The organism is Rhodobacter sp. TJ_12 (assembly GCF_020023995.1).
Classification (GTDB): domain Bacteria; phylum Pseudomonadota; class Alphaproteobacteria; order Rhodobacterales; family Rhodobacteraceae; genus Rhodobacter.
The window spans coordinates 131277-153889 of the sequence record NZ_NRRD01000002.1 but is presented as its reverse complement, the minus strand read 5'-3'; the positions used below and the strand labels follow the sequence as shown (position 1 = coordinate 153889).

The 22613-nt window shown below is 62.1% G+C and carries 19 protein-coding genes; 6 read left to right on the top strand and 13 right to left on the bottom strand.

Translation table 11 applies throughout. The annotated features are described in order from the left end of the window. Positions 1-95 precede the first annotated feature (95 nt). Positions 96-725: an ATP-dependent Clp protease proteolytic subunit gene (locus CKO11_RS02895; protein WP_223632665.1), complete on the bottom strand. Its 630-nt coding sequence runs from the start codon at positions 723-725 to the stop codon at positions 96-98. 218 nt (positions 726-943) lie between these two features. Between CKO11_RS02895 and CKO11_RS02890 the strand changes: the two genes are divergently transcribed. Beyond that, positions 944-1513, top strand: coding sequence for a hypothetical protein (locus tag CKO11_RS02890; RefSeq protein WP_223632663.1), 570 nt, complete (start codon positions 944-946; stop codon positions 1511-1513). A gap of 19 nt (positions 1514-1532) precedes the next feature. Next, positions 1533-4172, top strand: coding sequence for a methyl-accepting chemotaxis protein (locus CKO11_RS02885; RefSeq protein ID WP_223632660.1), 2640 nt, complete (start codon positions 1533-1535; stop codon positions 4170-4172). Positions 4173-4178: 6 nt separating this feature from the next. Here CKO11_RS02885 and uraH read toward each other — a convergent pair whose 3' ends face one another. Next, a complete protein-coding gene (uraH, locus tag CKO11_RS02880; protein ID WP_223632657.1) occupies positions 4179-4535 on the bottom strand; it encodes a hydroxyisourate hydrolase in 357 nt (118 codons plus the stop codon). A gap of 101 nt (positions 4536-4636) precedes the next feature. On the opposite strand from uraH, the gene puuE reads away from it, so the two are divergent. Continuing rightward, positions 4637-6052 (top strand): allantoinase PuuE, encoded by a 1416-nt coding sequence (puuE, locus tag CKO11_RS02875; protein WP_223632654.1) that lies wholly within the window; start codon positions 4637-4639, stop codon positions 6050-6052. Then, entirely contained in the window at positions 6049-6879 is an 831-nt protein-coding gene (locus CKO11_RS02870; RefSeq protein WP_223632651.1) for a bifunctional allantoicase/(S)-ureidoglycine aminohydrolase, read from the top strand. Before puuE ends, CKO11_RS02870 begins: the two co-directional genes overlap by 4 nt. Positions 6880-6918: 39 nt before the next feature. Here the strand turns inward: CKO11_RS02870 and CKO11_RS02865 are convergent, their stop codons facing one another. Both CKO11_RS02865 and CKO11_RS02860 read right to left on the bottom strand, forming a co-directional pair. Continuing rightward, complete coding sequence (locus CKO11_RS02865; protein WP_223632648.1) at positions 6919-7605, bottom strand: D-lyxose/D-mannose family sugar isomerase; 687 nt, start codon at positions 7603-7605, stop codon at positions 6919-6921. A gap of 94 nt (positions 7606-7699) precedes the next feature. Next, positions 7700-9268, bottom strand: a complete 1569-nt coding sequence (locus CKO11_RS02860) for a bifunctional metallophosphatase/5'-nucleotidase (protein WP_223632645.1) — start codon at positions 9266-9268, stop codon at positions 7700-7702. Between the two features lie 137 nt (positions 9269-9405). On the opposite strand from CKO11_RS02860, the gene CKO11_RS02855 reads away from it, so the two are divergent. After that, the gene (locus CKO11_RS02855) at positions 9406-9744 is read left to right on the top strand and encodes a DUF952 domain-containing protein (RefSeq protein ID WP_223632643.1); all 339 of its coding nucleotides are present in this window, start codon (positions 9406-9408) and stop codon (positions 9742-9744) included. After that, entirely contained in the window at positions 9741-10799 is a 1059-nt protein-coding gene (locus tag CKO11_RS02850; protein WP_223632642.1) for a quinone-dependent dihydroorotate dehydrogenase, read from the top strand. Before CKO11_RS02855 ends, CKO11_RS02850 begins: the two co-directional genes overlap by 4 nt. Positions 10800-10824: 25 nt before the next feature. Here the strand turns inward: CKO11_RS02850 and CKO11_RS02845 are convergent, their stop codons facing one another. The 9 genes from CKO11_RS02845 to CKO11_RS02805 all read right to left on the bottom strand — a co-directional run bounded on the left by CKO11_RS02845 (position 10825) and on the right by CKO11_RS02805 (position 22523). Continuing rightward, entirely contained in the window at positions 10825-12927 is a 2103-nt protein-coding gene (locus CKO11_RS02845; RefSeq protein WP_223632641.1) for an exonuclease domain-containing protein, read from the bottom strand. Beyond that, positions 12928-13320, bottom strand: a complete 393-nt coding sequence (locus CKO11_RS02840) for a response regulator transcription factor (RefSeq protein ID WP_223632640.1) — start codon at positions 13318-13320, stop codon at positions 12928-12930. A 1-nt stretch (position 13321) separates the two neighbouring features. Continuing rightward, complete coding sequence (locus tag CKO11_RS02835) at positions 13322-13849, bottom strand: hypothetical protein (protein WP_223632639.1); 528 nt, start codon at positions 13847-13849, stop codon at positions 13322-13324. 1 nt (position 13850) lies between these two features. Next, positions 13851-15677 carry a DUF294 nucleotidyltransferase-like domain-containing protein gene (locus tag CKO11_RS02830; RefSeq protein WP_223632638.1) on the bottom strand — a complete coding sequence of 609 codons (1827 nt, stop codon included), beginning with the start codon at positions 15675-15677 and terminating at the stop codon, positions 13851-13853. Positions 15678-15761: 84 nt separating this feature from the next. Continuing rightward, positions 15762-17519 (bottom strand): sodium:solute symporter family protein, encoded by a 1758-nt coding sequence (locus CKO11_RS02825; RefSeq protein WP_223632637.1) that lies wholly within the window; start codon positions 17517-17519, stop codon positions 15762-15764. Positions 17520-17534: 15 nt separating this feature from the next. After that, on the bottom strand, positions 17535-17792 hold the full coding sequence (locus CKO11_RS02820; protein ID WP_223632636.1) for a DUF4212 domain-containing protein: 258 nt from the start codon (positions 17790-17792) through the stop codon (positions 17535-17537). Between the two features lie 60 nt (positions 17793-17852). Beyond that, entirely contained in the window at positions 17853-18536 is a 684-nt protein-coding gene (locus CKO11_RS02815) for an adenylate kinase (protein ID WP_223632635.1), read from the bottom strand. A 4-nt stretch (positions 18537-18540) separates the two neighbouring features. Next, positions 18541-20511: an acetate--CoA ligase gene (gene acs, locus CKO11_RS02810; protein ID WP_411741982.1), complete on the bottom strand. Its 1971-nt coding sequence runs from the start codon at positions 20509-20511 to the stop codon at positions 18541-18543. Positions 20512-20876: 365 nt separating this feature from the next. Continuing rightward, positions 20877-22523: a SulP family inorganic anion transporter gene (locus CKO11_RS02805; protein ID WP_223632634.1), complete on the bottom strand. Its 1647-nt coding sequence runs from the start codon at positions 22521-22523 to the stop codon at positions 20877-20879. Between the last annotated feature and the right edge of the window lie 90 nt (positions 22524-22613).

Below are 22613 nucleotides of genomic sequence, written 5' to 3'. Positions count from 1 at the left end.
TCCTTTCGCAAAGTCTAGGACAGCCCCGCGCTGTTCTCAATCGCAAATTCCCCGGCCCGGTTAAGGCCATACCGTCACGGACCGGGGGTCGCGTCTCACTTTTCACCTTCAAGGCCCGGGCGCGCGGCCAAGATTTCATCGATATGGCCCCATTCCAGCGCCTCTTCGGGCGACATGAAACGGTCGCGCTCCAGCGCCTCGCCGACTTCTTCCATCGTGCGGCCAGTATGCTTCACATAGATTTCATAAAGGCGTTTGCGAATCTTTTCGGTTTCGCGCGCGTGGATTATGATATCGGTCGCCTGACCTTGGAACCCGCCCGAGGGCTGGTGCACCATGATCCGCGAATTGGGCAGCGAAAAGCGCATCCCCTTCTCGCCCGCGCAAGAAATCACCGACCCCATCGAGGCGGCTTGGCCAATGACCAAGGTCGAGACCTTCGGGCGAATGTATTGCATCGTGTCATAGATCGCCAGCCCCGAGGTCACGACACCGCCGGGGCTGTTGATATACATCGAAATCTCTTTCGACGGGTTTTCCGCTTCAAGGAACAGAAGCTGCGCGCAGATCAGGCTCGACATGCCGTCGTGAAACGGGCCCGCCAAGAAGATGATCCGCTCCTTAAGCAGGCGCGAGAAGATGTCATAGGCCCGCTCGCCGCGCGAGGTTTGCTCGACCACCATTGGCACGAGCGTGTTCATATAAAGGTCGACCGGATCTTTCATCTGCTGCCTCTCCTCGTGTTACCCGCACAGCCTTAGCGCGAGATGCTTACTTGAGTCTTAGTGTTGCCACGCACCCCCTGCAAGGGCGGCACAGCCAAAACCGCATGCCCGGCGCGATTTGGAATGATTCTTGATGATTCACGCGGCGTAAAGGGTTGGCCCGTAAATTGTGCGGCAAATCTACATGGGGAGTGCGCTCCCCCTAGCGGAGCAACTGCATGAAGACCCGTCTCTTCTCCCTTGCGCTGATCCTCGTGGCGGCGCCCGCACTGGCCGAAGATTTTTCGGCGCAGGTGACGGCCACAGTCGAAAAAGAACTGCGTGCTTGGGGCGATGACCCCGCGCTGATCGATGCGGTGCAGTCCGCCAATGCCGAACGCGGCATGCTTCCCCAAGAAGAGATCGACGCGCTGGACCAAACCTGGCGGGCAGAGATCGACAATGCAGAGCAACCGATGGTTGATGCGATTCTGGCGCTGCCGGTATCGCTTTGGCTACGCGACAAGGTCGATAGCTCGCGCGGGCGGTTCTCCGAGATTTTTGTCACCGACCACCAAGGCCTGAACGTTGCGCAAGCCCGTCCCACCTCGGACTTCTGGCAGGGCGACGAGGCGAAATTCCAAGAAACCTATCTCGTGGGCGCCGATGCCGTGCATGTCAGCGCGGTCGAATTCGACGAATCCTCGCAAACCTATCAGGTGCAGGCCTCTTTCACCGTCACCGACCCCGAAACCGGCGCGCCGATTGGCGCCATGACCGTCGGCCTCAACGCCGAAATGATCGAATAACCAGTATATGAGGCCCGCGATGAGCGCCAAATCGACCGGATCCGTCCCGTTCTTGAACTCCAGTTTCTTCCGCGCCGCCCTTGTGGTGCTGTTATCGGCTTCGACCATCGTGGTTGCGATGACGCTTTTCAACCTGCGCGCCACCACCGATATCGCAATGGAACAATTGCGCGATCAGGCGCATGGCTCCAGCGAGATCATCGGCAAGCAACTCGTGGCGCCGATCCGCTTTGGCGATGGCGAACGGATCGGGCAAATCTTCACCTCGGTGATCGATGATCCCTCGAACCCGTCGAATGGCATGATCGCCACCGATGCCGCAGGCAACGAATTGGCCAGCTATGTGATCAATGAGTCCGATCTGGCACCGATGCATGCGCTGATCCAAGAATCGATCGCCTCGGGCGCGGAAGCCTATTCCGACGACATGCTGACGCTGATCCATCCGGTGAAACTGCCCAATGGCAGCGTGGTTGGCTATTTTGCCTCGACCTGGTCCGATGACCCGACGGTGGCGGCAATTTCGGCCTCGACGCGCCACAGCCTGATCGTGGCGATTTCGATTCTGGTCGTGGCGCTTGTGGCCACCTCTTTGGTGTTCCGCGCGATGATCGCCACCCGGCTGGCGCGAATCACTTCGGCCATGGCCTCGATTGCCAATGGTGCGCTGCAAACGCAGGTGCCCGAAACCAAGGGCAAGGATGAAATCGGCAAAATCGCGCAATCGCTCGAATCCTTCCGCAATAAGCTGGCCCGCTCCGAGGAAGAAAGCCGCGAAGGTCTGTTCCGTGGCGCCGCCTACAACTATTCTTCGGCGGCGATGATGCTGCTGGATGGCGACGGCAAGGTGAAAGCTACGAACCCGGCGCTTTTGCAGATGTTCGAAGAAAACATTACCGATTTCCGCGCGGTCAAACCGGATTTCGCCCCCGAAACGCTGGTTGGGCGCCCCTTCACCTATTTCCACCGCGAAGGCTCGAAGCAACATATGGCGCTCACCCCCGACAACATGCCGATGTCGGGCGAGTTTCAGATCGGTCGGGGGTTCTATGCGCTGTCGATGGCAGTGATCCCGGATGCCGATGGCACGATCCTCGGCTATGCGGTGGAATGGAAAAACGTCACCGAAGAAAAACGCAACGCCGCCACGACCGAGGCGATCGACGCGACCCAATTGCGCGTGGAATTCACCCCCAATGGTGAATTGACCGCCGCCAATGTCGCCATGTGCATGATGACGCAGATGGAAGAATCCGAGTTGATCGGGCAGGATTTCGCGCAGGCGATCTGGGTTGCCTCGACCGGGGAGCCGGCGTTTGAGGTGCTCGCGCGCGGCGAAAACGTGATCGGCCGGATCAAGGTCGCGATGCCGACGGGCGAGGTGATGCTGAACGGCGCGATGACCCCGGTGCGCGACCGCAATGGTAAAATTCAGCGCGTGATCGGTATCGGCGCCGATGTCACCGAAATCGAAGCGCGCGAAGCCCGCAACCAAGCCGAACGCGAACGCATCGTGGCCGAACAGCGCCAAGTGGTCGAAAAGCTGCGCGCCGCGCTCAGCGCGCTGTCGGACGGCGATCTGACGCACAAAATCACCGAGGCCTTCCCGGGCGATTACGAAACCCTGCGGCTCGATTTCAACGAAGCCACCGGCAAGCTGCGCGATGCGATGCAGATGGTGCTGGAAAATTCCGAAACGATCCACACCGAAACGGGCGGGATTTCGCGCGCCGCAGAGGATTTGTCGCGCCGTACCGAACAACAGGCCGCGACGCTGGAAGAAACGGCCGCCGCACTGAACGAACTGACCGCCTCGGTCAAATCGGCGGCGGAACGCACGCTCAAAGCCAATGACATGGTCGATAATGCGCGCCGCAACACCGAAGAAAGCGGCCAAGTGGTGCGCGAAGCGGTGCAGGCGATGGGCGAAATCGCCGAAAGCTCCAACAAGATTTCGAAAATCACCTCGGTGATCGAAGAAATCTCGTTCCAGACCAACCTTCTGGCGCTGAACGCCGGGGTCGAGGCCGCCCGCGCGGGCGAGGCCGGGCGCGGTTTTGCCGTGGTTGCCTCGGAAGTGCGCGCGCTGGCGCAGCGTTCGTCGGAAGCCGCGCGCGAGATCGCTGCGCTCATCTCCGATAGCTCGGCGCAGGTCAAACGCGGCGTGGATCTGGTGGGGCAAGCGGGCAATGCGCTTGAGGGCATCCAAGGCTCGGTCGGCAAGATCGTTACCTTCATGTCCGACATCACTGCCTCGACCACCGAACAATCGACCGGCCTGAGCGAGGTCAACACCGCGATCACCCAGCTGGATCAGGTGACCCAGCACAATGCCGCGATGTTCGAGGAAACCTCGGCCGCAAGCCAATCGCTTGTGCGCGAGGCCGATGGGCTGTCAACGACGATGGGCCGGTTCAAGCTGGGCACGCATCTGAGCACGCCCAAAACCATATCTGCGGCCCCTGTTGCCGCCAAAGCCCCAGCGCCTGCGGCTTCGAAGGCAGAGCCCGCCAAAGCCGCCGCACCGGCAAACAAAGCCCCGGCGAACAAAGCCCCCGCTCCGCCGCCGCCTGCGCCGGCACGGCGTGCCGGAGGCGGTGGCCTGACCGCTGTGGCGGTGAAATCCACGCCCGCCGAAGACAACTGGGAAGATTTCTAAGCCGCGTCAGCTGCCGCGATAGGTCGAATAGCCGTAAGGCGACAAAAGCAGGGGCACATGATAATGTGCCCCTGCGTCATTGATCCCAAAGCGAATGGGCACCACGTCTAAAAACATCGGCTCCGCCCCGCCTTGCCAGCTTTCGCGCAGATAATCGCCCGCGTGAAACATCAACTCATACGTGCCGCAGGCAAATTGCCCCTCGGGCAGGATCGGTGCATCTGTGCGCCCATCGGCATTGGTTACCGCTTCGGCCAGAACCTCCGCCCCCGCCTCGGTGATCCGGCGCAGCACGATCCGCAGCCCTGCCGCCGGGCAGCCCCGTGCGGTATCAAGCGCATGCGTTGTCAGATATCCCGCCATTGTCGTCTCCCTCTTGTTGCGCCGCCCGCGCAACTGCCGATTTCCTTTCCGAGAAAAACCTGAAATTCTTGCCACGGCAAGCGGTTGCCGTGGAGATAAGAATGACCCGATATGACAGAGACATGCGCGGCTACGGCGCCAATCCCCCCAATGCGCAATGGCCGGGGGGCGCAAAAGTCGCGATTTCACTGGTTCTGAACTATGAAGAGGGCGGCGAAAACTGCGTGGCGCATGGCGATGCGGCCTCTGAAGCGTTTCTGAGCGATATCGCAGGCGCCGCGCAATGGCCCGACCAGCGCCATTGGAATATGGAATCGATTTACGAATACGGCGCGCGCGCGGGCTTTTGGCGGCTGCATCGCCTGTTCACCGCGATGGGCCTGCCGATCACCATTTACGGTGTGGCGACCGCGCTTGCCCGCAGCCCCGAACAGGTGGCCGCGATGAAAGCCGCAGGCTGGGAGATTGCCAGCCATGGGCTGAAATGGGTCGAGCACCGCGACATGCCCGAAGACGAAGAGCGCCGCCAGATTGCCGAGGCGATCCGGCTGCATACCGAAGTGGTGGGCGAGCGCCCGCGCGGCTGGTATACGGGGCGCTGTTCCTTCAACACCGTGCGGCTCACCGCCGAAGAAGGCGGGTTTGACTGGATTTCAGACACGTATGACGATGATCTTCCCTATTGGAAGCGCGTCGGTGACCGCGATCAACTGATCATCCCCTATACGCTGGAAGCCAATGATATGCGCTTTGCCACGGCGCCGGGCTATATTGAGGGTGAGCAGTTCTTCACCTATCTGCGCGACGCCTTTGATACGCTTTATGCCGAGGGCGAAGCGGGCGCGGCGAAGATGTTCTCGATCGGGCTGCATTGTCGGCTGATTGGCCGCCCCGGCAAAGTGGCTGGCCTGAAGCGGTTCTTGGACTATGCGCGCAGCCATGAAGGCGTTTGGTTTGCCACGCGCGGCGAGATTGCCGCCCATTGGGCCGCAACCCATCCGCCCAAAGCGCTCAACCGCCCCAGCGAAATGAGCCAAGCGGATTTTGTCCAAGCCTTTGGCGGCATTTACGAACATTCCCCTTGGGTGGCCGAGGTCGCGCATGGGTTGGAGCTTGGCCCCGCGCACGATTGCCACGAAGGTGTGGCGAGCGCGCTGGCCCGGGCCTTTCGCGCCGCGCCCGAAGACAAGCGCTTGGCCGTGTTGCAAGCCCACCCGGACCTTGCGGGCAAGCTTGCCCAAGCCAAACGGCTGACCGCAGAAAGCACCGCCGAGCAAGCCTCTGCCGGGCTGGATGCGCTGACGGATGACGAACGCACGACCTTTGAGGAGTTGAATGCCGCGTATACCGCGAAATTCGGCTTTCCCTTCATCATCGCTGTGAAAGACAACACCAAGGCCACAATCCTCGCCGCCTTCCAACGCCGGATCGAAAACGACCGCGCCACCGAATTTGCCGAGGCCTGCGCGCAAGTGGAGCGCATCGCCTGGCATCGCCTGAAAGAGGTTTTCGCATGAGCGATTATTACACCCCCCCCGGCGGGCTGCCGCCGCAAACCGCGCTGATGACGGGCCGCGCGGTCTTTACCGAGGCCTATGCGGTGATCCCGAAGGGCTGCTTTTCGGACATTGTGACCAGCTTCCTACCCGGTTGGAGCGAAACGAAAATGTGGCTCATCGCCCGCCCGATGACCGGTTTTTCGGAAACCTTCAGCCAATATGTGATGGAAGTGGGCGCCGATGGCGGTTCGGACAGCCCCGAAACCGAAGCGGGCGTGGAGCATGTGCTGTTCATCACCGGCGGGGAAATGTGGCTGTCACTGGATGGGCAGGAACATGAACTCTCGGCAGGCGGCTATGCCTATATTCCGCCGGGCTGTGACTGGGCGGTGAAAAATGGGGCCGATCATCCCTTGCGTTTTCACTGGATTCGCAAGCGTTATGAACCGGTTGCGGGGATGGATGCGCCCGAGGCTTTCGTGACGAATGAACGCGAAATCACCCCGGTGGCGATGCCCGACACCCAAGGCCGCTGGGCCACCACGCGCTTTGTCGACCCGACCGATCTGCGCCACGACATGCATGTGAATATCGTCACTTTCCAACCCGGTGGGCTCATTCCGTTTGAAGAAACCCATGTGATGGAGCACGGGCTTTACGTGCTTGAAGGCAAGGCGGTCTACAAACTCAACCGCGATTGGGTCGAGGTGGAGGCAGGCGATTTCATGTGGCTCCGCGCCTATTGCCCGCAGGCGTGTTACGCCGCCGGGCCCGGCCCGTTCCGCTACCTGCTTTACAAAGACGTCAACCGCCACGCCCGTTTGGGCGGGGTTTTGGGGCGGTAAACCTATTGGCCCGGGCGACCAGCCCGGGCCGACCGCACTTTACCCCAACCAAGCCTCGTAATCCGACACCAGCAAGTAAAGCGGGTCTTCATCTTCCTCGATCTCGGCAAAGCGCCCGATCTGCTCTTGGAAGATATTGTCGGTGCGGTCGTCATTGACGGTCGAGACCTCGCCAATCAGCACATCGCCGCCCTCGCCCCAAAACTTGTGCCAATTGCCGGGCATCAAGGTCACACTTTCGCCGGGCGATAGATACAGCACCTCGCCCGGGCCCAACCGTTTGGTAAGCCCATCGCAGGCCACCACAACCTCGGCCTCCGGATCAATCCGCCCCGCGGCATCCGATGAAAACATCTCAATCGCCAGTGTAGCCCCGCCGCGGTTGATAATATCTTCCGCCTTCACCACATGCCGATGCATGGGCGAAATCTGATTGTGCCGCGAAATCATGATCTTTTCGGCGTAACACATGCCCGAGCCACGCGCCAAATCTTCCGCCCGCCCGTTGCGGGTGGTGAATAGGAACAGCCCCAGATTGGCAAAATCCCCCTGCCCGTAATCGGTGATATCCCAGCCCAGCCGAGCCGAAACGATCCCCTCAATCTCATCGCGCCGGGCCTGCATTTCCGCCGGGGACCAATAGGCAAAGGGCGGCAAAATATAGCCAAAGGATTGGATGAAGCGATCCGCGTCGCGGATGATCTCGTTAATCTCGGAACGTTTCATGGGGGCCTCCTTGGCACCAGCCTTGACGAAAGCGCCCCGCCCCGCAACAAAAAACGGGGGCCGAGGCCCCCGCGCTTCAAGCCTTTGGCAAAGCTCATTTCTGGGTGATGCGCCCATCGGTATAGGGCGTATAGGGCGCATGGGCGGCCAAATAGTCGGCGGTGACATCGGCCAAATCCGGGCCAAAGTCATAGGCGTTCATCCCCTCGGTCGCGAACATTTTGTAGCCGTCGCCACCGCCGCGCAGGAAGTTGTTGGTCACCACGCCATAGGTGGCCGCGGGGTCAAGCGGCGCCCAAGCCTCGCCCGCGCCCACCCTCACATCGCTGACGCGGCTGCCTGCGGGGGCGGCGGGGTCAAAGCTGTATTTCAGCCCGGCCACTTGCGGGAAACGCCCGCCTCCCTCTTCAATCTCGCTCACGCCGTTTTCCAGCGCGGCCAAAATCACCGATCCCTTCGCCTCAAAGGTCGAAAGCGTGTTTTGGAACGGCAAAACGCTATAAACCTCGCCCATCGTCACCGGCCCCGCGTCGATCGAGGCGCGCAGCCCGCCGCCATTTTGCACCGCAATCGAAATGCCTTGATCCTTCACCCGGTCAAGCATCGCATCGGCCGCAAGATTGCCCATCGCGCATTCGCCCGCACGGCAGACCTCGCGCGCGCCCTCAATCGCGGCGGCAGCCTCGGCCACCACTTCCTCGCGCACCTCGGCAATCGGCACGGCCAGTTCGGCCACCCGCGCCGCCAAAACCGGGTCCGGCGTCACCGACGCATCAAGCAAAATCGGTGCGCCCGTGGCCGATTTCAGATGGCCTGCATCGTCAAAGGTCAGCACCAAATGGCCAAGGTATTTCGAATAGGCATAGGCCGACACCACCGGCACATCGCCCACCATCGTCGGGTAGGCTTCGCCGCCCTCGCCAAACAGCGTATGGCTATGCCCGCCGATCACCGCATCAAGCCCCGGCACGGCGGCGGCAATCTCTTGGTCTTTCACAAAGCCCGTATGCGGGATGGCGATGATTTTCGTCACCCCCTCGGCCTCAAGCGCAGCCACATCGGCGCGCAGGCTTTCGATCTCATCTTGAAAAAGCACATTCGGCCCCGGCGAAGAGGTTTCCACCGTATCGGTCGCGAGCGCCGAGATGATGCCGATCTTCTCGCCGCCGACCTCCAGCACCACCGTGCCGTGGATGCGCTCTTTCAACAGATCCGATTGGCTCAGATCCAGATTGCCCGAGACCAGCGGGAACGGGACCGCATCGACAAAGGCCGCCAAAACCTCTGGCCCATCGTCAAATTCGTGGTTGCCCACCGCCATCGCATCATAGCCGATTGCGCTCATGAACTCGGCCGTGTCCTTGCCCTTATAGGTCGTGTAGAACATCGAGCCTTGGAACTGATCGCCCGCATCCAGCACGATCACATTCTCACCCGCAAGGTCTGCCCGCATCTCGGCCACCTTCGCCGCGACCCGCGCAATACCGCCAAAGCATTTGCCCGCGGTCTCATCTTCCGCCGAACAGGTGCTGTCATATTTGTTGATCGACTCAATACGGCTGTGCAGGTCATTGGTGTGCAACACATGCAGCGTGTAATCGGCCTGCGCAGTGCCAGCCAGCAGCGCCAGCGCGGCCGCGCTCATCAACAGTCGGGCGGTCATGCAATCCTCCGGGGTTTGAACGGCTCAACTGTGGCGCGAAGCCGCACGCCTGTCAAAAACCGATTGCGGCGGACATCTTTGGCCGTCGATGCGCGGGCGGGATTGACGATTTTCAAGGCAGGGTCCATGAAATGCGCATGCTGATCTATAAGATCTTCCGCCGCCCCGAATGGGATGCGCTGTGCCGCACCGGAGAGACCGCCGGCGCGCCGATTGATTTGGCCGATGGGTTCATCCATTTTTCGACCGCCGCGCAGGTGGTGGAAACCGCCGCCAAACATTTCGCCGAGGAAAGCGATCTGGTGTTGGTCGCGGCGGCGGCCGAACCTTTGGGCGCGGCGCTGAAATGGGAAGTGTCGCGCGGCGGTGCGCTTTTCCCCCATCTTTACAGGACCTTGCGCCGGGATGACGTGGTGTGGGACACCGCGCTTCCGCTGGGTGTCTCGGGCCATATCTTCCCCGAGGCACTGGTATGAACATCACCGAAACGCTGGGGCTGAAGCTTCTGCACCGCATTGACCCCGAAACCGCGCATGGGCTGGCGCTGGGGGCGTTGCGCCTGGGGGTGGTGCCCCTGCCCGGCCCGGTCAGCAGCGCGCGCCTTGCCACCAATCTTGCGGGACTGGATCTGCCCAACCCGGTGGGGCTGGCCGCTGGCTTTGACAAGAATGCCGTCGCGCTGCCCGCGCTGATGCGCGCGGGCTTTGGTTTTTTAGAAGTGGGTGCCGCCACCCCGCGCCCGCAAGAGGGCAACCCGCGTCCGCGCCTGTGGCGCTTGCCCGAAGATCGCGGCGTCATCAACCGCTTTGGCTTCAACAATGAAGGCATGCACCCGATCACCGCGCGGCTGGCCAAACGGCCCGCCGGTATTCCCGTTGGGCTGAACCTTGGCGCGAACAAAGACAGCGCCGACCGGGCCGCCGATTTCGCCACCGTGCTCAGCCAAGCCGGGCCGCAGATCGATTTTGCCACGGTCAATGTCAGCTCCCCCAACACCGAAAAGCTGCGCGACCTTCAGGGCAAGGCGGCGCTGGCGGCGCTTTTGTCAGGCGTTTTGGACGCCCGCGCGGGGCTGGCCAAACCGATCCCGGTGTTTTTGAAAATCGCCCCCGATCTGAGCCCGGCAGAGTTGGAAGACGTGGCCGAGGTGGCCTTGTCCACCGGGATCGACGGGATCATTGCCACAAACACCACGCTGTCGCGCGAAGGTTTGAAAAGTGCAAATTCCGGCCAGCAAGGCGGGCTTTCGGGCGCACCGTTGTTCGAAAAGTCTACCCGCGTGTTGGCGCAGCTGTCCCGGTTGACCGCCGGAAAACTGCCGCTGGTGGGCGTGGGCGGGATTTCCTCTGCCGCAGACGCCTATGAAAAGATCCGCGCGGGCGCCTGTGCTGTGCAGATCTATTCCGCGATGGTCTATCAGGGGCTCAGCCTTGCCGCCGAAATTGCGCGCGGGCTGGATCAGCTTTTGGCGCAAGACGGTTTTGCGACCCTGTCAGAGGCCGTGGGCACGGGCCGCGGCCGCTGGCTGTAAGCCAAACGCCCCAGCCGTTCAGATCTTAGCCGTTCAGATCCTTGAGCAGGCGGCCGTGTTTGCGCACCTCGGCCACCACATCGCCAAAGGTGACAAGCCCCCGCGATTTCAGCGCGGGCAGCAGCTTCAAAAACGCATCCGCCGTGGCGACGGTATCGCCAATCGCGGTATGGCGCGCCTCTTCGGGGATGGTGATGCCCAGCCGATGCGTTAACGCATCCAGACTATGCACCTCGGATTGTCCAAAAACGACGGCGGACAGCAAGACCGTATCCAACACCGGATTGTCAAAACGCAGCCCAATCGCGGCTTCCTTGCGGCGCAGAAATTCCATGTCGAAGGGCGCGTTATGCGCGATCAGCACCGCGCCTTCGGCGAATTTGTGAAACCGCCGCCCCACTTCGATAATGTCGGGCGCCTCGGCCACCATTGCATCCGAAATCCCATGCACGGCGGTCGACATTTCGGGGATACGCCGGCCCGGATTGACCAGCGTATCAAATACCTCGGTCTCGACCCGGCGGCCGTTGACGATCCGCACCGCCGCGATTTGCACGATCTCATCGCCTTCGCTTGGCAAAAGCCCGGTGGTTTCGGTGTCGAAGACCACGAAATTGATGTTTTCCAACGGGGTCTGGGCTATTTCGCCGTCGCGCGCGCGGCCGAGCAGGTCGAAATCATAAACCACCGCGCGCGGCACCGGCGGCGGGCGCTTGGACACGCGCCGCGCCTCGCGCAGCGGCAGACAGATGCGCCCGCGCCCCTCGCCCAGATTTTCTGGCCAGATTTCAGAGGCATGGGCGGCAATCACCCGCCGCCCGGTCACGTCATCCATGCCCACTTCCAGCGGATCATCCAGCCAGCTTTCCAGATCGGAAATCGGCACCTGCGCCCCGCGCCATTCAAGCGCGATCAGCGCGCCCGCGCCTTCTTCGATGATCTCAAGGCGTTTGTCGCGCCGCTCCGGCCCCAAACGCGCCACCAGCATCGCCCAAAGCGAGACCATCTCGAACCCTTCAAGCCGCAGCATCAAGGGCGCGGTCACCGCCATCACATCTTCCCCGCCCTGCGCCGCGACGCGCGCACGCACCGCCTCGCCCAGATCAGAAGCGCGGATCATCGCCAGCGGCCACCAATCGGCGCGCATCGTCTCGTGGCGTTCAAACAACGTGTGGATCGCCGCGCCAAGGTTCGCCGCCTCGGCCCGTGCCGCGTTGCGCAATTGCGCCCGCGCTTCGGGTTCAGCCGGCCCATCATCGGCGATCAACACCCCGGTCAGCGATTGCAGCGCCGCCGCCGGGCGCCGAATACGGTCGAAAAGCTCGTCCATCAGTGCTTCACGGCTGGCATGGGCGCGCATATCGGCCGAGACATCGCGCAAGGTCAGCACATAGCCCGCGCGGCGCGTGACATGGTGATCTTCGCCTTCGGAAATCAGCCGCATCCGCGCGGCCAGCGTTTTGCCATCGGCCACGGTGGCGCACAAAAGATCCGAGGCCGCATCCGGGTCATCGGTTTCCAAAAGCCGTTCATAGGCATGGCGGATCGGCGCACGATGCAAATAGTCGAACACCCGCCGGTCCAGCCCCGGGGCATGCGCGCCGCCCAAAAGATCGGTCGCCTGCCCGTTATAGAACACAAGCTGATGGTCCGCTGTGCACAAAAGCACCCCCACCGGCACATCGCTAAGCAAAGTTTCCAGCCGTTCTTTTTCCTGCGCCAGCCGGGTGGTTTCGCGCTGCACGGATTCGGTCAGCGCGGAACGCGTTGCATTCAGATGCTGGGTGATCGCCGCCGCCGCCGGGGCCAGATCGCCCAAGTAGCGCCCCGCGAACAAATCCAGATCGGTGTCCACCTGCGCATGGGTGCGCGCCCGAATGCCGCCCGCCAACCGCTCGATCGGTTTGGCCACGTTTTCATCGAACAAAAACCACACGCCAGTGATCAATCCGGTGATGGCGAACCCGGCCACCACACCACCGATCACGAAACCATCCAATGCCTCGGGCGCGCCCAGCTTTTCAAAGCCAAATACCAGCCCCGCCACCAACGCCGCGATATTGCCCAGCGCCAGTGCCGCGAAGAACAGGAAAATGCGCAAACGCAGGCTAAGGCGGGCAAGGTTCATCTAGGCCCCCTCGGCGTCCAAAAGCCTGTGCACCTCGTCGCGCAATTCCTTGAGTTCAAAAGGTTTGGCAATGAAGCCATCGGCGCCCAGGGCAAGCCCCTTGCGCCGCTCCATCGCTGAGCCGCGCGCCGTCATCATCAGGATTTTCACATCCGACAGGCCGGTATCGGCGCGCACCTCTTGGCAGATTTCATAGCCCGACACCTCGGGCAGCATCACATCCAAAAGCACCAGATCGGGCTGTTCGGTGCGAATGCGTTCCAGCGCGCCCCGACCCGATGCGATCCGGTCGTGCTCAAACCCTTCGCGGCTCATCAGATAGTCCAGCGCGATCGCGATATTGTCTTCATCCTCGACAATCAAAACGCGCCGTTTTCTCCCCCCGTCTGCCATCTCATCCTCCCGTGCAGGCGGCATTCAACCCCGCGTCGGGCATCGGCGCGGGCAGCCATTTGCCCGCCGTCAAAGACCCATCCGCGTTCACCGCCGCCTCTCCTCCCAGAATGGCTTGGCGATGGCCGGTGCAATCATACGCAACGGTGACAGGCTGGACCGGCTGCCAGCGCGCCACCAAATACAGGTTCGCCACCACCACGCCTTCGGCGGGCTGGGCGCGATTGGCAGTATCAAGCGCCACAAAGCGGTTCGTCACCGGCCAGAGATAGCTCCACGGGCGCCAAGGCGTGGCTTCGGCATTGCTTTGCAACACCACCGCCCCCGCCGGCAGACCGCCGCGTGCCTGTGTGAACCAGTGGTATTCGCCCCAGATCGTGACGCCGAGCATGGCAAGACCCGCCGCCGCAGGCATCAGCCATTTCGGCAGATCAAGCCGCAAAAGCTTGCGGGCCGAGTGGCGCAGCAAAAAGGCCACGAGCCCCGCAAACGCGCCCGCGGCGATCATGATGATGAAATCGTTGGTCATCTTAGCTTACCACCGCCTTGTTGTGGCCCGCCGCCGATTGCATCGTGCGCACCACGACAAAGGCATCGCGCAAATGCGCGCGCTCGAAATCGCTCAGATCCGACGGGGCAAGGAAATTGTCGGGCGCGCGGCCCGATTTGATCAGCGTGGCTTGGTTTTCCAGCCGCATCGTCGCAATCAGATCATAGGCCTCGATCAGATCGCGCGCCCCCGAGGCCGAAATCACCCCCCGCTCTTCCGCCGCTTTCAGCCGGGCGCGGGTGTTCGCCTCGGGCAACTTGCCTTGCAGCGCATAGATCCGCGCCAGATCGGCCACCGGCACAACGCCATTCATCTTCAGATCGATGTGGTTGCGATGCTCGCCCGAGCGGATCGTGGCAAAGCCGCGAATAAGCCCCAAGGGCGGCGTATGCTTGAGCGAGTTGGAAATCATATGCGCCACGAAGATCGAATTCTTCGCAGCCATATTGAGCGTTTCGGCGTGAATCGCTTCGAACATGGCAATGCCGCCGCCGCCGATGGGGCGCAGGTCAAACATCACCGAGGCCAGCATTTGCGCTTCGGGGTTGGGGGTGTTGACCCAGCCCGCGAAATAGTCGCGCCAGACGCGCGCGGGCTGGCACCAGCGCGGGTTCGTCGCCATCATATCGCCCGGGCAATAAACATAGCCGCAGGCGTTCAACCCATCGCAGACGATCTTCGCCAGCGCACGGAAATATTCCATATCCTCTTCTGTGGCGGCATCATCGACGATCAGGCAATTGTCTTGGTCCGACACGCCGGTTTGTTCCTGCCGCCCTTGGCTGCCGCAGGCAAGCCACAGATAGGGCACCGGCGGTGCGCCCAATTCGCGTTCAGCCATCACCAAAAGGCGGCGGGTGACCGCATCGGCAATATCTGTAATCAGCCGGGTAACGACCTCATGGCTGTGATGGCCGCCGACCAATTGGGTCAGCAATTGCGGAATGCGCGCGGTGACGGCGGCCATTTCCGCCACAGTATCTGCGCTGACCACATCGCGGATCAGCACCGCCGACGACACCGCTTGGAACCGCGTCAGATCGGTTTGCGTGATCATGCCGACAAAGCGCCCGTCTTCGGTGATCGGCAAATGGCCGATCCGGCGTTCCAGCATGATATGCAGGATGTCAGAGCCCAAAGCCGTGGGCGGCAGACTGACCGGATCGGGCGTCATCACCTGATCGACCGGGGTCGTCCCCGGCATTTCCTCGGCCAGAACCTTGTTGGCAAGGTCCCGCACGGTGATGATCCCGTGCAGCTTGTCGCCCGCGCCCACAACACCAAGCGAAGAGACATGCGCATCACGCATCATCTGTGCCGCGCTCACAACCGTTGTGTCGGGCGGGCAAGACAAAGGCTTGCGGGCAATCAGATCGGCCACCTTTTGCGTGGCAATGTCATTAGAGACCTTTTCGCCGCGCTTGCGGTTGAAGAACCGCTCGAACGAGGGATAGGTCTCGATCAGCCGCAAGAAGGTCGGGGTGGGGAGCACAAGGCACACCGTCGGCTCGGTCGCCTTGGCCTGCGTCGCGGCCAGACCGTCGCGCATGATGCCGCGCTCGCCAAAGGAATTGCGCGGACCAAGCAGCGAAACCAGCCCGCCATTGCCATCGGTGATTTCGACCGCGCCTTGCTTGATCAGGTAAAGCCCGCCAATCGGCGTTTGGTAGACGTAGATCAGCGCCTCGGGGCGGAATTCCATGCGGCGGAAGGAACTGGCCACGTCAACCAGCTCGTCACGCGGCAGGGTGTCATAGGGATGGACCGTTTCAAGAAAGGCGATGATGGCCTGACGATCGGTTTCCATGACAGCTCCTCTTGTGAGAATGATCGTGCCGCACCGCGTCGCGGGCGGGGATGCGGGCGGGGAAGCCCCCGCCCGCCTTGGGTGTTAGTGACCGGTGGCCGCGCCCGCACCTTTCGGCACGCGGATCGATTCCACCAGTTCGACCACATTGGCCGGAACCGGCTTGGTGATCGACGAGACCATGAAGGCCACCGCGAAGTTGATCGCCGCGCCAATCGCGCCGAACGAGGTCGATTTGATCGACAGGATCATCGGGTCCGCATCGGTGAAGGTGTTGGTGCCCGCGATGAAGAACCAGCCTTTGTGCAAGAAGATGTAGAGCACGGTCGTGATCAGACCGGCGAGCATCCCCGCCACGGCCCCGGTGTTGTTCACCGTCTTCGAGAAGATGCCCATCATCAGCGCCGGGAAGATCGAGGCAGCGGCAAGGCCGAAGGCCAAAGCCACGGTCTGCGCCGCGAAGCCCGGAGGGTTGAGGCCAAGATAGGTGGCCACAGCGATCGCCACCGCCATCGCGATCCGGGCGGCCATGAGTTCGCCCTTTTCGGAGATGTTCGGGTTGATCTGCCCTTTGATGAGGTCGTGCGACACGGCCGAGGAAATGGCCATCAACAGACCCGCAGCGGTCGACAGAGCGGCGGCAAGACCACCGGCGGCCACCAGCGCGATCACCCAGCCCGGCAGACGGGCGATTTCCGGGTTGGCCAGCACGATGATGTCGCGGTTCACGGTCAACTCGTTGGCTTCGGCATCGCCGACATAGGTGATCAAGCCGTCGCCGTTTTTGTCGTCAAACGCCAGCAGGCCGGTTTTCGCCCAGTTGTTGACCCATTCAAGATCCGCACCCGAGGCATCTTCGCCCGCTTCGATTTCCGCCATCGACAGCGCCTGACCTTCGATCCCGTTCGGGTAGAAGGTGTTGATCAGGTTCATGCGCGCCATCGCGCCCACAGCCGGAGCCGTCAGGTAAAGCAGCGCGATGAAGACCAGCGCCCAACCCGCCGAGGTGCGCGCATCGGCCACTTTCGGCACGGTGAAGAAGCGCACGATCACGTGGGGCAGACCCGCGGTCCCGATCATCAGCGAGACGGTGAACAGGAACATGTTCAACGTGGTATCGGACTGTTCAAGATAGGATTTGAAGCCCAGATCGGTGACAAGGCCCTCAAGCGTCGACAGGATCGGCGCACCGGTCGAAACGTCGTTCGAGAACAGACCCAGCGCCGGGATCGGATTGCCGGTGAGGTTGAGCGAGATGAACACCGCCGGGATCGTATAGGCGATGATCAGCACGACATATTGCGCCACCTGCGTGTAGGTGATGCCCTTCATGCCGCCCAAAACGGCATACATGAAGACGATCGCCGCACCGATGAACAGACCCGCCGTGTTCGACACTTCCAAGAAGCGCGAAAAGGCCACGCCCACACCGGTCATCTGACCGATCACATAGGTCAGCGACGCGGTGATCAGGCAGATCACGGCCACGGTCCGCGCGACGTTGCTATAGAAGCGGTCGCCGATGAATTCCGGAACGGTGAACTTGCCGAATTTGCGCAGATAAGGCGCAAGCAGCATCGCCAGCAGCACATAGCCGCCGGTCCAGCCCATCAGATAGACCGAGGTGTCATAGCCGCCAAAGGCGATCAGACCGGCCATCGAGATGAAAGAGGCGGCCGACATCCAGTCCGCGCCGGTGGCCATACCGTTCAGCACCGGGTGAACCCCTTGGCCGGCGGCATAAAATTCCGCGGTCGAGCCCGCGCGGGCCCAAATCGCGATCCCGATGTAAAGCGCGAAGGTCGCGCCCACAACGATGATGTTGAGAACGAATTGATCCATTATTGACTGCCTCCCTTACTCATCGACGCCGTGTTCACGGTCGAGTTTGTTCATGCGGAACGCGTAAGCGAAGATCAGCACGAGAAACACGATGATCGAGCCTTGCTGGGCGAACCAGAAACCAAGGTCTGTGCCACCGACGCCGATGCCAGCCAGCATCGGGCGCAGCAAGATGCCAAAGCCGAACGAGCAGACGAACCAGATCACCAGAAAGACCAGGATCGTCTGGATGTTCGCTTTCCAATAGGCATTGGACGAAGAATTGTCCGCCATGAGCGTTACTCCCTGTTTTTATCTCCAGACGGGCCCCCTCCCGGAGCCCGTCCCTCCCCATCAGGCCGAGACGCGTGTCACGATCGACCCAAGCTCGGAGGCAACCGCCGCGATACTGTCCATCGCATCGACCGTCTCCAAAACGCCAAGCCCCCGATAATGGGCGATCAGCGGCGCCGTCTGCGCGTGGTAGGCCTCCAACCTGGCACGCGCCGTCTCGGCAGTATCGTCAGCGCGGCGTTTGAACGCCGTGCCGCCGCATTTGTCACAAGTGCCCGCCTCCACAGGCAGCTTGAATTCATCATGATAGCCTTCGCCGCAATCGGCGCAGGTGAAGCGGCCCGCGACGCGCGCGATCATAGCCGCGTCATCGACCTCTAGGCTGATGGCGGCAGTGACGCCTTGCCCGGCCTCGGCCAAAAGACCGTCCAGCGCGGCAGCCTGCCCCGCGGTGCGGGGAAAGCCATCCAAGATCACACCCGCCTTCACATCGGGCTGGGCCATGCGGTCCTTCAGGATCGCCAGCACAATCTCATCAGAGACCAAACCGCCCGCTTCCATCACCGCTTTCGCGGCAAGGCCCGCAGGCGTGCCCGCAGCCACTGCTGCGCGCAACAGATCCCCGGTGGACAGCTGGATCAGGCCAAAGCGCTGTTCCAGCATCCGCGCCTGCGTGCCCTTGCCCGCGCCCGGAGGCCCGAGCAAGATCAGCACGGCGGGCTTGGTGGTCGCTTGCGCGTCCACCGGCTCAGCCCCGGTTCATGCGGTTGTCGATCAGCTCTTGCACCACGCCCGGCTCGGCCAAGGTGGAAATATCGCCAAGCGAGCCATAGTCGTTCTCGGCGATCTTGCGCAGGATGCGGCGCATGATCTTGCCCGAACGGGTCTTCGGCAGGCCCGGGGCCCATTGGATCAGGTCGGGGCTGGCAATCGGGCCGATTTCGGTGCGGACCCATTTCACCAGATCTTTGCGCAGCTCATCGCTCGGCTCGACGCCGTTCATCAGCGTGACATAGGCATAGATGCCCTGCCCCTTGATGTCATGCGGATAGCCCACCACGGCGGCCTCGGCCACTTTCTGGTGCGCCACCAGCGCGCTTTCGACCTCGGCAGTGCCCATCCGGTGGCCCGAAACGTTGATCACGTCATCGACGCGGCCAGTGATCCAGTAGTAGCCGTCTTTGTCGCGGCGGCAGCCGTCGCCGGTGAAGTAATAGCCGCGATATTGCCCGAAGTAGGTTTCTTGGAACCGGTCATGGTCGCCCCAAACGGTGCGCATCTGCCCCGGCCAGCTGTCCGAGATGCACAGCACGCCTTCGCATTCCACTTCGCCAATGCGAACGGCGGTTTGCGGGTCCAAAACCACCGGCTTCACACCGAAGAACGGGTTCGAGGCAGAGCCCGGCTTGGTCGGCGTCGCGCCCGGCAGCGGGGTGATCATATGGCCGCCGGTTTCGGTCTGCCAGAACGTGTCAACGATCGGGCATTTGCCCTTGCCGACATAGGTATCATACCACGCCCAAGCCTCGGGGTTGATCGGTTCGCCCACCGAGCCCAGCACCTTGATGCTGGAAAGGTCATATTTCTCAACCCATTCCGGGCCTTGGCCCATCAGCGCGCGGATCGCGGTCGGCGCGGTGTAGAACTGGTTGACCTTGTGCTTTTCACACACGGCCCAGAACCGGCCCGGGTCAGGATAGGTCGGCACGCCTTCGAACATCACCGTGGTCGCGCCGTTGGCCAGCGGGCCGTAGATGATATAGCTGTGCCCGGTCACCCAGCCCACATCGGCGGTGCACCAGAACACGTCCCCATCATGATAATCGAAGGTGTATTGGTGGGTCATCGCGGCATAGACAAGGTAACCGCCGGTCGTGTGCACCACGCCCTTCGGCTTGCCGGTCGAGCCCGAGGTATAAAGGATGAACAGCGGGTCTTCGGCGTTCATCGGGCGCGGCGGGCATTCGGGCGAAACGTGATCCATCAGATAAAGCAGATCCACATCGCGGCCATGCACCCACGAAATTTGGTCATTGGTGCGTTTCACCACCAAGCAGCGCACTTTATCCGAGCAGTGCAGAAGCGCGGCATCGGTATTGGCCTTCAGCGGCGTGCGGCGCCCGCCACGCGGGGCGGTGTCGGCGGTAATCACCAGTTTGGCGTTACAATCGTTGATCCGGTTCGCCAGCGCATCGGGCGAGAAGCCCGCGAAAACGATCGAATGGATCGCGCCGATCCGCGCACAGGCCAGCATTGCGTAAGCCGCTTCGGGGATCATCGGCAGGTAGATCACCACCCGGTCGCCGCGCATGATGCCTTGCGACAACAGCACGTTGGCCATCCGGTTCACCTTCTCGGACAGCTCTTTATAGGTGATGTGCTGGGCGGGCTCATTCGGATCGTCGGGTTCAAAGATGATCGCGGTTTGCAGCGAGCGATCTTTCAAGTGGCGGTCGACACAGTTCACCGAGGCGTTCAGCACACCATCTTCGAACCACTTGATCGACACTTTGCCAAAGGTGAAATCGGTGTTCTTGACCGTGGTATAAGGCGTCATCCAATCCAGACGCTTACCTTCGCGGCCCCAGAAGGCATCCGGGTTCTCGATCGATTCCCGATACATCTCCAGATATTTTTGCTGGTCCGCATGGGCGTTTTCGAAGCCCGCCGGAACTTCGCGCATTTCGGGCGCGGCAACGGGCTGCGTCTGAGTGTTCATGGCCTATCCTCCCAAGAAGTCTGCGGCCTGCGGCCGCCGTCTGCCGCAAGACGTTGCCTGCGGCGTTCTACCCCAAAGACACTGTAAACCAATTGTCAGCATCGAAGTAACCCCATATTTGCATTGAACTTTTCTGTAAATTAATTGACTGTCGCTGCGCTAATTTTGTAAATTTCCTGAAAACGCGCCGGGATTTGGCATTGTCTTTCAACCCTTTGCCATAGGGCCCGGCGCCGAGGCCCCAACCCGATAGCGCAACCGCTGCATTGCGGCATTCCGGGCCTGCCAGACAGCACGTCACAGCCCCCGCCGCGCCAAAGCCGACAGGGGGCCAAGTTTTTCAAAGATTCGGGGGTGATTCGGGCCTAATCGCCTAGGGTGGCCAAGGCCGCAGCGGCATCGGCACAATAGCCTAAAGCGGGCTCTTCCAGCCCTTGCGCGCGCATCGTCTCTTCCAGCCCCGGCGCCGCGCCGACAACGATCAGCCGCCCGCCCTTGCGCGTCATCTTCTGCGCCAGTTGCAAGATCATCCGCGCCCCGGTGCTGTCGACAAAGCCAACCTCGGACATGTCCAACAAGATCGCGCGCGGGTGATTGACGATGTGATCAAGCACCGAGCCAAGCCGCGCGACCGAGCCAAAGAACACCGCCCCGCGCAGGTGATAGGTGACCACGTCGGGGCGCTGGCTGTCGGGGTCTCGGGCATGGGTCGCCCCCTCGGCCAGACGGGTCTGTTCGGCCATGCGGCGGATAAACACCAGCCCGCCCAGCGCGAACCCGATCACGATGCCCTCGGCCAGATCACGGAAGGTCACCACCAGAAAAGTCACGATCAAGACAAGCGCATCCCCGCGCGAAGCTCGCATCAAGGCGGCCATCTCATGGCGCTCGATCATGTTCCACGCGACAATCCCCAACAGCCCCGCCAAGGCCGCCAGCGGAATATACCCCGCCAAGGGCGCGGCAATCAGCATGAAGACCAGAATGAACAGCGCATGAAAAATCCCCGCTGCCGGCCCGTGCGCGCCCGCGCGCACATTGGTGGCGGTGCGCGCAATCGTGCCGGTCACACAAAAACCGCCAAACAGCGCCGCGCCCATATTGGCGACACCCTGCGCCACCAATTCGGTGTTGGACCGATGCTGCGTGCCCGACATGCCATCGGCCACAATCGCCGACAGCAAAGATTCAATCGCACCCAAAAGCGTGAAGCTTAGCGCCCAAGGCAAAGCGGCCTGCACTGCGGAAAGATCGAACGCGGGCAAGCTGGGCGCGGGCAAAAACCGGGGCAAGGCGCCAAAGCGCGAACCGATGGTCTCCACCGGCAAATGCAGCAGCGCGGCCACTGTGGTCACCAGCGCGATGCCCAACAGCAGGCTGGGCAGGCGCGGCGCGAAACGCTTCAGTGCCTCAATCACCACCACGGTGGCCAAAGCCACGCCAATCGCCGCCGGGGTCACCGTGTCACGCGCCGCCCACAGCGCAGCCAGTTTCTCCAAGATCGGGCCGGGTTCGCCGCCTGCCAGCGTCAAACCCATCATGTCTTTGATCTGGCTGGCAAAGATGATCACCCCAATGCCCGCGGTAAAGCCCACGGTCACCGGATAAGGCATGTAACGGATCGTTTGCCCCAGCCGCAAAAGCCCAAGCACGGCCAGCATGATCCCAGAAAGGAAGGTGGCCAGCACCAGCCCCGCCACACCGGTTTGTGTCACGCAGGCCAACACCAAAACGATAAACGCCCCCGCCGGACCGCCGATCTGAAACCGCGACCCACCCAGCGCCGAGATCAGCGCGCCGCCAACAATCGCCGTGAACAGCCCCCGCTCGGGCCCCACGCCCGAGGCGATGGCAATTGCCATTGAAAGCGGCAGCGCCACAATCGCCACAGTCAACCCCGCGACGATATCCTTGCGCAGCGCGTCCGGCCCGTAGCCCTCTGCGAAGGCGGTGATCGACATCGGCAACAGGGGTTCGACCCCGGCCTTTTCAGGCAGACGGGTGAGCGGCATGGCACTGGCTTTCGTTCAGGATGGCGCGACGAAACGCCCTGCCCCGGCCCTTGTCAAGCGCGGTGTGGCTCACGCTTGCGCGAGCCACGC

Bases quoted from the DNA above. Each gene is read 5' to 3' on its own strand.
- CKO11_RS02840 (WP_223632640.1), bottom strand. From the start codon at position 13,320: ATGGCAGACGGGGGGAGAAAACGGCGCGTTTTGATTGTCGAGGATGAA.
- CKO11_RS02845 (WP_223632641.1), bottom strand. From the start codon at position 12,927: ATGAACCTTGCCCGCCTTAGCCTGCGTTTGCGCATTTTCCTGTTCTTC.
- CKO11_RS02870 (WP_223632651.1), top strand. From the start codon at position 6,049: ATGAGCGATTATTACACCCCCCCCGGCGGGCTGCCGCCGCAAACCGCG.
- puuE (WP_223632654.1), top strand. From the start codon at position 4,637: ATGACCCGATATGACAGAGACATGCGCGGCTACGGCGCCAATCCCCCC.
- CKO11_RS02825 (WP_223632637.1), bottom strand. From the start codon at position 17,519: ATGGATCAATTCGTTCTCAACATCATCGTTGTGGGCGCGACCTTCGCG.
- acs (WP_411741982.1), bottom strand. From the start codon at position 20,511: ATGAACACTCAGACGCAGCCCGTTGCCGCGCCCGAAATGCGCGAAGTT.
- CKO11_RS02805 (WP_223632634.1), bottom strand. From the start codon at position 22,523: ATGCCGCTCACCCGTCTGCCTGAAAAGGCCGGGGTCGAACCCCTGTTG.
- CKO11_RS02835 (WP_223632639.1), bottom strand. From the start codon at position 13,849: ATGACCAACGATTTCATCATCATGATCGCCGCGGGCGCGTTTGCGGGG.
- CKO11_RS02830 (WP_223632638.1), bottom strand. From the start codon at position 15,677: ATGGAAACCGATCGTCAGGCCATCATCGCCTTTCTTGAAACGGTCCAT.
- CKO11_RS02885 (WP_223632660.1), top strand. From the start codon at position 1,533: ATGAGCGCCAAATCGACCGGATCCGTCCCGTTCTTGAACTCCAGTTTC.
- CKO11_RS02860 (WP_223632645.1), bottom strand. From the start codon at position 9,268: ATGACCGCCCGACTGTTGATGAGCGCGGCCGCGCTGGCGCTGCTGGCT.
- CKO11_RS02895 (WP_223632665.1), bottom strand. From the start codon at position 725: ATGAAAGATCCGGTCGACCTTTATATGAACACGCTCGTGCCAATGGTG.
- CKO11_RS02865 (WP_223632648.1), bottom strand. From the start codon at position 7,605: ATGAAACGTTCCGAGATTAACGAGATCATCCGCGACGCGGATCGCTTC.
- CKO11_RS02855 (WP_223632643.1), top strand. From the start codon at position 9,406: ATGCTGATCTATAAGATCTTCCGCCGCCCCGAATGGGATGCGCTGTGC.
- CKO11_RS02890 (WP_223632663.1), top strand. From the start codon at position 944: ATGAAGACCCGTCTCTTCTCCCTTGCGCTGATCCTCGTGGCGGCGCCC.
- CKO11_RS02820 (WP_223632636.1), bottom strand. From the start codon at position 17,792: ATGGCGGACAATTCTTCGTCCAATGCCTATTGGAAAGCGAACATCCAG.
- CKO11_RS02850 (WP_223632642.1), top strand. From the start codon at position 9,741: ATGAACATCACCGAAACGCTGGGGCTGAAGCTTCTGCACCGCATTGAC.
- uraH (WP_223632657.1), bottom strand. From the start codon at position 4,535: ATGGCGGGATATCTGACAACGCATGCGCTTGATACCGCACGGGGCTGC.